This is a genomic window from Paenibacillus sp. W2I17 (assembly GCF_030815985.1).
GTDB lineage: Bacteria > Bacillota > Bacilli > Paenibacillales > Paenibacillaceae > Paenibacillus.
Window position 1 is genome coordinate 1,515,492 of sequence record NZ_JAUSXM010000001.1, and the last position, 12,691, is coordinate 1,528,182.

Below are 12,691 nucleotides of genomic sequence, written 5' to 3' on the forward strand. Positions count from 1 at the left end.
TTTAATATAAATATAAATCATGCAGAGTCCGATTTCAATTTTTGAATTTAGTCATCCTCATTTCTACCTGTACATAGAAAAAAACCGCGATCATCGCGGCTTCTTCTAGTCATACTATGGGAATTTCAATTGAATACGGACAGGAATGTGAGAGGATGACTCGCTCTCTGTTCTGCCTTCTGCTGCCGCCTCTGTTTCTTCTGGTTGTACGATCCACTGCCTGCCAATTAATGATTGTAGCAGTTCAATCTCTTCTGCGGTCAGTTGAATATGCTTCAGAGACAACTCATCTTGAACGTAATCCCGATCCACCTTACGGTCAAACCGGAAATCGAGCAATCGTTTCAACCCGTTAATATGCAAAAACTTGAACTCATAACCTTGACGTATCGCCTTTTCCCAATCGTCTCCGTTATCAGCTGCTGTCTGTAGTCTTTCATCAAAATCCATCGCGGATTCCTTAACCAGAGGCAACAAACGGGAATAGTCTCGACGTTGTAAACATTCAATAATCACTTCTTTTGATTCTCCACTTGTCAGTACATTTTCTACAAGAAGCCCTACAGGAATGGACAGCTGAGTTCGACTCATTGCTCGCCCTCCTCATTCCCGAGGTACTGATTGAACCAGGCATTCACCTGTTCGAAGCTATCGATACGTAATGAAGGTTTACCGCTTTTCAGCAAACTGTGGTTGGAACCCGGGTAACGAATCAGTTTGGTCTTTTTGCCGTATCGTTTTAGCGTAGTATATAATTCCTCCGCTTGCGCAATCGGTGTCCGATAGTCCTGCTCTCCGTGCATGATCAGAAGTGGCGTCTCAATGTGGTGTGCATGAGCAAGAGGTGAGCGGGACCACAGGAATTCAGCGTTTTCCGCCGGATTACCACCAATGACTCCTTCGACATAGGAAATTCCAATATCGCTCGTTCCATACATGGACAACCAGTTGGAGATGCATCGCTGGGTTACAGCCGCCTTGAAACGGTGGGTATGCCCTACGATCCAATTCGTCATCACTCCACCATAACTGCCACCGGCTACACCCAGACGTGATTCATCAAGAAAATCATAGGTAGCCAGGGCATAATCAACAGCTTCCATCAGATCCCGATAATCACCTCCGGCAAAGTCACCACGGCATGCTCTGGCAAACTCCTGACCGTATCCCATACTTCCACGAGGATTGACCCATAACACAGCGTACCCTTGTGCAACGAGTGTCTGCATTTCATGACTGAATGTTCCCGTATACATCGCATGAGGTCCGCCATGAATCTGCAAAATCAGTGGGAGCTTCCCATTGGATGAACGTACTGCCGGTGTGGCTAACCAACCTTGAATCGGCCATCCATCTGAAGATGTAAACTCAACACGAACAGGCACATTTATGGCTAATTCGGTCATGAATTCGTCATTTCGGCGGGTGAGTCTGAACATTTCACCACTGTTGATATCCACGCGGTATAACTCTCCAGGATGTTCAGCGGTCAAGGCAGCGATAACAAGCGACGTACCATCTGATGTTAAGGTATACTGATACACATCCTTCTCACCATCGCCCGTAACGGATTTACACTCTCCATTATCTTGAATATGATACACATCCACATTCCCGTTCTGTGTCCCAAGTACATATACACCAAGTTCCGAATGCTTATTATCCGTGAGTGGAGAAGGAGAAGCAGCTGCTGACTTCATATCACCAAGCGCCGCGTTACCAAGCTGCATATCTACTTGAGGTGCGATTGGCCTGGGTATACCTCGATGAACGGGGACTGCATATAATCTGTTGTGACTCCCACTTCCGTATTTGCGATCACTCGCGATCAGAATCAACTGTTGTCCATCGGGTGAATAGGAGAACTGGCTTACCACCAGGCTGGAATCCGTCACTTTGAAGAGATCACTTTCTCCCAATCGAATGCTGTATACATCGGTAAAGTGCAGCAGATCCGCATCGAGTTCCTCATCCTCCACTTGCTTGGATATGAAGGAAAGGCTCTGGCTATCTGGCGACCACGCCGGAGCACTGATATTCCATAGCCCGGAAGTCACCTGCGTGATCTTCCCGCTTTCGATCTCATATACAAACAAATGGCTGTATTGACCATCCCACCATCCGGAACCTTCCGCCTTCGGCGTTGTTCGTTCGAAGACCTTACCTCGCACTTGATGCACTTCAGCCTTATTCTGTTGCTCCTCGGGTTGAACTTTACTGGTGAAAGCAATGTAATTCCCATTCGGAGACCAGATATAACTCAATATTTTACGTGCAAAAGGTATCAGCATGACAGGCTCTTTTTTATCTGAATCGAGCGTCCATAGTCCTTTACCCCCATCCTCTGAGCGAATGAATGTGAGCTGTGTCCCATCCGGCGACCACGCAGGCGAGGAATCTTTCGTGCCATCTGAAAGTGCAATATCTTCATCACCATCGAGGGAGATTCCCCGAATCTGTGTGTTATATTCGTTTTTATCCTGATCTATGGTCTGTTCCACATAAGCCACTCGTCCGTTCGGACTGATCACTGGCTGACTGATCCAACGATAGTGACGCAGATCCTCCGGCATAATTGGTCTTTGGTTCATGTTCATGGCTCCCTTCTCCGTTTATTTATGAGTTGTCTCCGTACGTGGATCAAGCACATCACGTAACCAATCTCCAAGGAAAATAACACCGAGTACGGTAAATGTAATGGCTAGTCCCGGGAATGTAGCGACCCACCAGCTTGTTGCAACGTATTGTCTGCCATCACTGAGCATGCCTCCCCAGGACACATCGGGTGGTTTGATACCCAGACCCAGGAAACTGAGTGAAGCTTCCATTATTATCGTCGTGCCGACATTCATACCGCAGATTACGATAAAGGATGAAAGGATATTCGGGAGAATGTGTTTCAGAATCAGTCTTCCGTTCTTGGCTCCAATCGATCTGGCCGCATGAACAAAATCACGCTCTTTGATACTTAGAACCTCACTTCTCACCACACGGGTGAATGGAACCCAGTTCGTCACACCGATCACAAAGATCAGCGTCGTAATACCTGGGCCAACAATCGCCATTACCACAAGCATGAACAGAATGGTTGGAATTGCCATGAATGCGTCTCCTACACGCATGATGACGGCATCCAGCCATTTCCCATAGAATCCGGATACCAGCCCCAGAATTGCGCCAATTATTCCTGACACAATCACCGCACCCATACCCACAATTAAGGAAACCCGGGCACCATATACAATTCGGCTCCACATGTCTCTGCCCAGATTATCTGTTCCCAGCCAGTATTCAGCCGTTCCGCCCTCAAGCCATGCAGGCGGTTTAAGACGGTTGAGCGGATTAACTGCTGCCGGATCATGACTCGTCAGTAGAGGTGCACCTATGGCAATTAACACAACCAACAATACAAGCACAGCACCAAACATTCCGGTCTTGCTGATGATCAGTTGTTGCCAGATATAACGAAATCCCGTTGGTGCACGCCCATTGTCTTGTTCCTGTTCTGTACCCGGAATTGGCATTTCATTGCTGCCTGTCATATGATTGCACCTCCTTCTAGTCGTATTTGATGCGCGGATCAAGTAGCCTGTAGGCTACATCCGTCAAGATGTTGGTTACTACAACGATAACCGCAATGACAAACACTGCTGCTTGTACAATCGCCATATCATGTGTGTTGACTGCAACGACCAGCAATTGACCCAGTCCAGGCCAGGAGAATACCGTTTCCGTAATCAAGGTTCCCCCGATCAGACTTGTAAACTGCAAACTCATAATTGTCACGACCGGAATCAATCCATTGCGAAACGCATGTTTTACAATGACAACCATCCGGCCAAGCCCCTTGCTGCGGGCTGTTCGAATATAGTCCTGGTTCAGAATCTCCAGCATGCTGGAGCGAATCAGCCGGGTCATCTGCGCAGCCAGCCCGACGCCAAGCGTGAATGCCGGCAAGATCAGATGTGACAATCCTCCACGACCTGAGACTGGCAATACACCCAACATGACGGAGAACAAGAGGATAAGCATAATCCCCATCCAGAAGTTCGGCATCGCCTTACCAATAACGGATATTCCTGAAATAATGAGATCGGTAAATGTATTGCGTTTGACAGCTGAAATGACACCAAGTGGAACAGCCATTAGCACGGCAAAAAACATAGCCGCTACCGCCAGTTCAAAGCTGGCAGGCAACCTCTCCAGCACAAGCTCTAATGCAGGCTGATTGTAGCGAAAAGATTGACCAAAGTCTCCCTGTATTGCACTGCCCAGAAACTTCACGTATTGCGTATATAAAGGCTGGTCCAAACCAAGTGCCTGTGTCAAAACAGCACGATCTTCAGCGGTAGCCGTTTCAGGCAACATTAGCGCAACCGGATCACCGGTAACTCGAACCAATATGAACACAATTAATGAAACAATGAACAGTACCGGAATGATCTGCAGTAATGACTTAAGTACGTATTTGCCCATTCCTTGTTCACCTCCCTTATTAAAAAGAACGGCAGGAACATGGTTATCCAGTCCCTGCCGTTCACGGCCTATCTTTTCAATGACCGGTGTTATACCCGATGTTACTGTGCAACAGGTGTAATCTCGTCAGCATAGAACATCTCGTCACTGCGCGGCGCGAAGTTCACTTTAGCATTTGTTCCATATACACCTTCCATTTGGTACAGATAAACGGCTGGACGCTCTTCAGAGAAAATCTGCTGTACATGCTGATACTCTTTCTCACGAGACGCAGGGTCCATGTTTACCAATGCAGATTGAAGCAGTTTCTCTACTTCAGGATTGTTGTAATCCGACTCGCCTTTTGCTTCTTCCAACATATAACGATTGTAGTTATTCGAAGCATCGAACAAGGAGTTGCCGATACCGATCATGAAGATTTCTTTGAATGATTTGGAGCTGTAACGTTCACTGAATGCACTTGCTTCCAGGACATCCAGATTGATTTTGAATCCGGCTTGTTCCAGCATGGCTGCAACAACTTCAGCTTGTTCTTTGTACTGTGCAGAAACGGAGATGGTCATCTCTGCTTCACCTTCTGCATAGCCAGCTTCTTGCAGGAGCTGTTTGGCTTTTTCCTGGTCATAGAGTGACGTTTTGTACAATGAAGGATCAGCACCGAAGTTGCCCGGAGTTACAGACGTGCGGGTTACGATACCTGCTCCGCCGGCAATGCTGTCCACAATGCCTTGTTTGTCGATAGCCAGGTCAATTGCTTCACGAACTTTTGGATCAGCCGTGATGCTGCCTTCTGTCTGGCGGAAGATCAACTGAAGCACACGCTGGATTGGCGCTTTGACAATCTTCTTGTCTGCTTCGCCTTCGATCCGTGCAATGTCAGTGGATGGAATGGAAGACGCAACATCTACACCACCAGCAAGCAATTCGGATACACGAGTGGAGGCTTCAGGAATAACGCGGAATACCACTTCATTCCATTTTGGTTCACCGTCAAAGTAGTTCTCGTTTTTCACCAGTTCCACACGATCATCTTTGGTCCATTTACTGAACTTGTAAGGGCCTGTGCCTACCGGTTGTTTCAGGAAAGCATCAAACCCGTTGTCTGCAATATATTTTGCTGGCAGAATGCCAGCTCCCATTTTGGACAAACGATTCAGGAGCAACGGATCTGGACCATCCGTGATAATATCTACGGTATAGTCATCCACCGCTTTAACTTCTACGATATTTTTGAAATAACTATTTTGTTTCAGTGTCTCGTCCTTGGCTACGCGCTCCAGCGTGTATTTTACATCTGCTGAAGTGAATGGATCGCCATTGTGGAAGGTAACACCTTCACGCAACTTAAATCTCCATGTTGTATCATCGACCTGATCCCATGATGTCGCAAGTCCCGCAACTTTCTTCTGTTCACTGTCATTTTTGATTAGATAATCAAAAACGTTGACCAGAACCGCCTCACTGGAGGTGTTGTTGTTGTTGTGCGGATCGAAACTCTCAATATCTGTTGCTGCAGCAATGGTCAGTGTTGTACTTGCGCTTCCACTGCCCGTTCCTTCTGTTGCGGAACTATCATTTGTGCTTGTCGATTTTCCTCCGCAAGCGCTGAGTACCATTACAACTGCCAGTAACGTGATCCACAAGCCTGTCCATTGTCTTTTTTTCATTGTGATTGCTCCCCCTCAGAAGTTGTATTCCTTGCCAAAAATTCAAGTGCTACTGCAGACAACATGCCCACACCATAAGGCATCGCTGTCTCATCAAGATCAAACATGGGATGGTGGAGTGGATAGCGAGTACGTTCCTCATCATTCCCAGATCCTAGTCTGAAGAACACACCCGGAATCTGTTCACAATAAAACGCAAAGTCCTCGCCCCCTGTGGAGGGTTTGATATAGCTCCATCCCTTCTCCGCATTAACCTGATCACAAGTCTCTGTTAGCAGGTCAACCATACCGAGATCATTCACGACAACAGGGTATCCATCGCCGTAGATGACTTCGCATCCTGCTCCAAAAGAATCGCAGACCCCTTTAACAACCTGCTGGATCAAAGCTGGCATCCGCTCACGAATGGCAGGTGAGAGTGTACGAACCGTGCCGATCATCTCCACTTCCGGGGCGATGGCTGTTCCCATATAACCTCCCGTGATTTTGCCAATGGTGACCACAGCCGGTTCAAGCGGATCGACCATGCGACTGACGATATTTTGCAATGCGGTGATGACCTGAGCGGATACCGCAATCGCGTCAATGCCCTCATGCGGACGAGCTGCGTGGCCACCCTTGCCAAACACCTTGATAATCAAGGGATCAGCTGAAGCGAACGCAACGCCTTGACTTACACCCAAGGTTCCCGTGTTCTGTCCAGGTGTCATGTGTAATCCTGCGATGGCATCAACCTTCGGATTCTCCAGAACACCGTCCTTGATCATGGCTCTTGCTCCTGCAAGTCCCTCTTCTGCTGGCTGGAAAATAAATTTGATATTGCCCGATTTCGGTCTTCCAAGACCAGTAAGCAGTTGGGCGGCTCCCATTAGGATGGAGGTGTGAGCGTCATGTCCACACAGATGCGCTTTGCCTTCCACTTGCGAGCGGTATTCCACCGCTTTCTGATCTTGGATTGGCAGAGCATCCATATCTGCGCGCAAGGCAAAGGTTGGTCCATCAGTCTCTCCGCGAAGCAGGCCTGTAACCCCGGTCTGTCCGACATTGCGTGTAACTTCCAACCCCAGGCTTTCCAGATGCTCAGCTACGATAGCGGATGTGCGATGCTCCTCATAGCCGATTTCCGGATGCTGATGTAAATCTCTGCGCCAAGCACTTAACTGGGCTTGTAGTGGCTGAGCCAGCTGTATTAGTTCTGAACGATTCATTCGCTGTCATTCCCTTCATTTTTGTCCGATTCAGAAACCAAACGGGCATAGATTGCATCCGCCGAGAATTCGATATGCCTTTTCATCGTCTCCTTAGACTTGATGCTATCATGGGCTTTCAATGCTTCAAGAATCTCCATATGTACACCGTGGTTGACGGTACGAATCCGGTCATCATAAGGCATCAAGTCGAGCGCCGGATTAATTTTCGTCCGGATCTGTCTGACGGCTCTCTCGCAGTATGGATTCCCCGACGCTTTGGCGATGGCCAGATGAAATTTCACATCCAGCGCCCTGAACCATTCCCTTGTGCAGTCTGGCTCTATACTTTGTTCCATATAGCCCTCAAGCAGCTCCAGTTCGCCTGCGGTGATCCGCTCAGCAGCGAGAAAAGCTCCCTCCGGCTCGATAATGGTTCGATATTCAAACACCTTCAGCATCTGTGACCAATCCCGTTTAATTTCTTCTCTGGTCCGTTTATGCGAATTGGCTGTCAGAGGCAGTACAAATGTTCCACCTTTGGCACCCACCCTTTTCTCAATCAAGCCTTTCTCTTCCAGTGAAGAGAGTGCCTCACGAACGGTAATGCGGCTTACGTTAAAAATCTCTGCCAGATCTCGCTCGGCTGGAAGCTGTTCTTCACTCATCAATTCTTTCAAAATAATGGCTTCTTCCAGTTGTTCCCTAATGAATTCACTAACCTTTTTGGTGGATACTTTCTCAAAACGAAATGAAAACGTACTGGACATCTAAACACTCCGATCTGTATATGGTCTAGACCTTATACCATTAATATAATTCCGACTAAACTTATATGCAATACTTTTTTCAAGTAAATTCATATTTTTTTCTCACCACCTCCAAATTGAAGCATTTTGGCACAAAAAAGACGCATCTACACGCAGCAGATGCATCTTTGCTTTCGTTATTTGACGACACCCATGGGCACTACGATTACAGAACAACCTTCCGATCACTGTTATCCCCGGATTTCTTTGAATCCCTTTTTGAAAGGGGAAAATTCGGGGATAGCGTATGCTTCCGATGTAGCTTTATTTTCAGGAAACGTTTAGGCGAATGCTCCGCTTCTCAGGTTAGCACTGTCCTCTACAACTTCTTATTGGCAAAGGGTCTGAAATCCTCCGTAACCGCGAGTTTTGTGCTTCCCTCCAAGTAAAAGCTGTCATCCGCTCTCCAGGTATGACTCTTTTTGTTTTGTCTGCGGTGATAGACATAATTATAAGGAGAGGTCGCGTACGCTTTGAATCCTCTTTTCCTGCATTGTCTCAGGAAGGTCACATCTTCCCCTATTGAACGGTCCGTGAAGCGGACTTTTTTCAAGACCTCTCTTTTGAATAAAATAGTCCCCCCTTGTACAAATTCAACCGGTTTATTCTTTTCGGATGGAGATCTGACCAACAGTGTCTTGGACGCACCCAAGTAGACCAAGCACGAATGTTTACCCACAATATCACTTTTGGTCCGTCTCAGTTCTCTCACCTGTTCTGTTAAATAATACGGCGAGTAGTAGTCATCATCATCAAATTTGGCAATCAACGAAAAACGAGCCCTGGTTATTCCGGCATTCAGGCTTTGTCCTAGCGAAATGCTCTCCGGAATTTTATATACATGAACATTCGCATATTTTCGAACCCGGTTTTGATATAATGCCAGATTCATACTGTCATGATTCAGGACAATGATCAGCTCTTTGCTTTGATAACGCTGGCGACTGTAATTTTGCAGGATGTTGTCAAAAAATTGCGGTCGATTGGTACACACAACAATGGAAACACCGTGACCCGTTTTTTGTTTAGTCAAGACATACCCTCTTTTCAGCTCATTTTTCTCTCATCATATGTGCCGAAATAGAGTATGGTATGGACCAATAGCTAGTATCCGCAACACCAAAAACCCTCTGTCCCCAATAACGGGACAAAGGGTTCTGTACTCCGATGCAATTAAATCTATCCTTTTTTTATGTCTGTTCTATGCTTCGCTACCGTTATTCAAGTACACAGCCTTGCCTGTACGAGCAGATTCATAGAGTGCTTCCAGGATCTGAGATACAACCAGCGCTTGTTTCGGTGTGACCACCGGCTCCTGATCGTTCTCAATCGCTTCAATCCACTTTCTCATCTCAACATCCGGTGCGCTCTCGCTCTTACCATCGTAAAAAGCTACCCCGCCCGCACTCAGTTCAATCTCATTGGTGTATAGACGGCTGAATTTCTCACCATTGATGCGCAGTCCGTTCTTCATGTCCGCACCCGCTTCGCTACCGCTCAAGCTACATTTCGCCTCATCCACATCCAGTGAGTTCAGTGCCCAACTGGATTCCAGCATGATCGTTGCTCCATTCTCCATCACAATCATGCCAAAGGCCGAGTCTTCTACGGAGAATTGTTTCGGGTCCCACGGGCCCCAGGCATTGGCCGCATTTTCACGTTGCGAAAGCTCATGATAGGTCGTACCCAGCACAACTTTTGGTTGATAGTTATCCATCATCCAGAGCGTCAGATCAAGTGCGTGCGTACCAATATCAATCAGCGGACCGCCACCTTGCTTCTCTTCATCCAGGAAAACACCCCATGTTGGTACTGCTCTACGTCTAATCGCATGTGCTTTGGCAAAATAAATATTACCCAGGTCACCCGCTTCGCACACCTTCTTCAAGTACTGACTGTCTTCTCTGAAGCGGTTGTTGTATCCGATGGTCAGTTTTTTACCGGTACGTTCTGCCGCTTCCAACATGAGCTGTGCTTCAGCAGATGTCTTCGCCATTGGCTTTTCACACATGACATGTTTTCCCGCTTCCAGGGCAGCAATGGAAATCTCGGCATGAGAAATATTCGGCGTAAGTACATGCACAATGTCCAAAGACTCATCCTTGAGCAATTCCTGATAATCCGTGTAGACTTCAGCATCAGTAGAGCCATATTTCTGCTTAGCTTCATCTGCACGTTCCTGAACGATATCACAGAAAGCCACCAGTTCAACATTATCCAGTTTACTCAGACTCGGCAGATGTTTACCATTCGCGATTCCACCACAGCCAATTATTCCGATACGATATACTTTACTCATATATATTCACCCTCACTTAAGTATTGGTTGTTTCATTTTACGAAAAGCCGACGGGGTCATCCCCAGACGTTTACGAAATACAGCATGCAGATAGTTGGCATTATTGAAGCCTGAAGCAAGAGCAATCTGTTCAATGGATACGTTACTTTCCTCCAGATTGCGGCACACGGCGCGCAGACGAATATCCTCCAGTACGCGGCTGAACGGCATCTCCGGCTGTACTTGGTAGAAGATTCGCTGCAATTGTCTGCTGCTAATATGAAGTTTCTCTGCCACATGCTCCAGCGTGACCACTGTAGGGTGATTCGCTTCCATATACTGCACTGCATACTCATAGCGATACACCGACATATCCCGCACAGGGGCTTCCGGTCGATTCCCCCCGGTGTCGTATGCTCGCACGGTTTTGAGTAATATGCTGATAACCAGTTGCTTGATCGACGTATAATAACCTAACAATTTCTGATCACATGCCTCATAGGCTTCCAAAAAACAATGCATTGCCCGATGATAATCATTCACCGGAGTAAGCGGAAGCGTTCTCAGCTTTTCAATCGTTTCCTCGGATTCTGCTGCTTCCCAAGGATCAACATGTTCCCTTGGCTTGTGAACGATATCCACATGAAGACATAATTCATCCATATCCTCTTTGGCATCAGCCTCCTGATAATGAACGACACCCGGTCCAGTCAAATAAAGCATACCTTCCGAGAGTGCATGTGTCTGATCATCCAGAATAACTTTGCCTTTACCTCTCGGGATAAAATGAAACTCAAACTCCGCATGATTATGGAAATCCACAACTCGGCCCGCTGGAAAAGAAGTCAGATGAAATCGCATCACGCGAATCTCATAATGTCCCCAAACCATTGAAATATCCAGTCTCTCCAGGAGATCCTGCCGTTCAAGCATTTTCTCATAAGGATACAGGCTCAAGATTGCACACCTCCTTAATAAAACCTAACCCTTCAACTCATTCAGAGTGATTCTGCGCCCTTCTTTGGCGGAGAGATTTGCAGCTTCCATCAATCGGGTTAACTCCATAGCGATCTGCACGTTTTCAGTTGCATCTGTATCATTCTGTATATGTGCAACCCATTGATTGAATGCGCTTTCTCTTTGGTCTGCCAAAGGAAGTTCAGTCCAGTCATCATATTGTCCCTGTGCTGCTTTCGTACGAATCAATAGCTTTTCTTCGGGTGTTCCGTACAGAAGTGTACCTTCCGTACCATGAACCTCAATCGTAAACGGAGAATGGCTGTTCACAAAACCAGCTTCAACAACGCCCACTGCTCCAGAATCCGTAAATAAGGTTGCAACGGCATTATCTTCCACTTCTTTGCCTGTAATATATCCAAAGTTCGCATTAACCGCTGTTACTTCCTGACCCAGAAACAGTTTGGCGAGATACATTGGATGGCAGCCCAGATCAATCAGTGCACCGCCCTGACAATCCTTCAGATCATAGAAGTGTTCAGGTAACCAGTTGGAAATCGCTCCATCATGTGATAAACGCGCTCTAACATAAGTCACTTTGCCAAGTAATCCTTGGTTAAGTACATCCTGAATCGTTAACGTATACCCTGCATTCAGACGTGGTAAGGATACTGTCATTTTGACTTTGTTTGCCTTTACCTCATTAAGGATTCTGTTGGATTCCGCCTGTGTCGATGCAATAACCTTCTCCGTGAAGATGTGTTTACCTGCTTTTGCAGCTGCGGTGATCACTTCTTCATGGATGCGGGTTGGCGCATCTACAATAACGGCATCGATGTCATCCTTGGCCAGCATTTCTTCGAGTGAAGCATAGAATGGTACGTTTAAACGTTCAGCCGCTTCCTGCCCCCGCTTGGCATCTTCATCCCAAACAGCTGCGATGACTGTATCCTCATGTTCTTGTGCCTGCTTGATGTAATCCCATGCGTGAACATGCCACAAGCTAATTTTTCCAATTCGAATAGTCACTGTTGTCTTACCTCCATAGGATATAAGGTGAATCTGTAAAATTTACACTCAGCCACTCCGATTGCAGTACCATCTTACGATCACTGTTATCCCCGTATTTTTTGAATCCTTTCTTAATGGAGAAAATCCGGGGATAAAGGCGAACGCTTCGCTTCTACAGATTGGTTCTGCACTCTTCGTTTGCGTGTAAATGTTACATTCATCTTATATAATATTCTGACATTTATCTATAAGTTATCACAGACTTAATCTATTTTTAATAGAAACTCGCGACAATAAATGTATAAA

At 46.6% G+C, this 12,691-nt stretch carries 11 protein-coding genes; all 11 read right to left on the bottom strand.

Features of this window, described 5'->3' with window-relative positions:
- Positions 1-114 precede the first annotated feature (114 nt).
- On the bottom strand, positions 115-591 hold the full coding sequence (locus QF041_RS06630; RefSeq protein ID WP_307413048.1) for a hypothetical protein: 477 nt from the start codon (positions 589-591) through the stop codon (positions 115-117).
- Positions 588-2,591 carry an alpha/beta hydrolase family protein gene (locus tag QF041_RS06635; RefSeq protein WP_307413050.1) on the bottom strand — a complete coding sequence of 668 codons (2,004 nt, stop codon included), beginning with the start codon at positions 2,589-2,591 and terminating at the stop codon, positions 588-590. Before QF041_RS06635 ends, QF041_RS06630 begins: the two co-directional genes overlap by 4 nt.
- Before the next feature lie 21 nt (positions 2,592-2,612).
- A complete protein-coding gene (locus tag QF041_RS06640; protein ID WP_091030896.1) occupies positions 2,613-3,542 on the bottom strand; it encodes an ABC transporter permease in 930 nt (309 codons plus the stop codon).
- Between the two features lie 16 nt (positions 3,543-3,558).
- A complete protein-coding gene (locus QF041_RS06645) occupies positions 3,559-4,476 on the bottom strand; it encodes an ABC transporter permease (RefSeq protein ID WP_145147472.1) in 918 nt (305 codons plus the stop codon).
- A 101-nt stretch (positions 4,477-4,577) separates the two neighbouring features.
- A complete protein-coding gene (locus tag QF041_RS06650) occupies positions 4,578-6,143 on the bottom strand; it encodes an ABC transporter substrate-binding protein (protein ID WP_307413053.1) in 1,566 nt (521 codons plus the stop codon).
- Entirely contained in the window at positions 6,140-7,351 is a 1,212-nt protein-coding gene (locus tag QF041_RS06655; protein ID WP_307413054.1) for a M20 metallopeptidase family protein, read from the bottom strand. The genes QF041_RS06650 and QF041_RS06655 overlap by 4 nt, the downstream gene beginning before the upstream one ends.
- Positions 7,348-8,100, bottom strand: a complete 753-nt coding sequence (locus QF041_RS06660) for a FadR/GntR family transcriptional regulator (protein ID WP_091016565.1) — start codon at positions 8,098-8,100, stop codon at positions 7,348-7,350. The genes QF041_RS06655 and QF041_RS06660 overlap by 4 nt, the downstream gene beginning before the upstream one ends.
- 358 nt (positions 8,101-8,458) lie before the next feature.
- Positions 8,459-9,172, bottom strand: a complete 714-nt coding sequence (locus QF041_RS06665; protein ID WP_307413058.1) for a glycosyltransferase family 2 protein — start codon at positions 9,170-9,172, stop codon at positions 8,459-8,461.
- 168 nt (positions 9,173-9,340) lie between these two features.
- Positions 9,341-10,438, bottom strand: coding sequence for a Gfo/Idh/MocA family protein (locus QF041_RS06670; protein WP_307413061.1), 1,098 nt, complete (start codon positions 10,436-10,438; stop codon positions 9,341-9,343).
- Positions 10,439-10,450: 12 nt separating this feature from the next.
- Positions 10,451-11,374, bottom strand: a complete 924-nt coding sequence (locus tag QF041_RS06675; protein WP_237175535.1) for a helix-turn-helix domain-containing protein — start codon at positions 11,372-11,374, stop codon at positions 10,451-10,453.
- 24 nt (positions 11,375-11,398) lie between these two features.
- Positions 11,399-12,403, bottom strand: coding sequence for a Gfo/Idh/MocA family protein (locus QF041_RS06680; protein ID WP_307413064.1), 1,005 nt, complete (start codon positions 12,401-12,403; stop codon positions 11,399-11,401).
- Between the last annotated feature and the right edge of the window lie 288 nt (positions 12,404-12,691).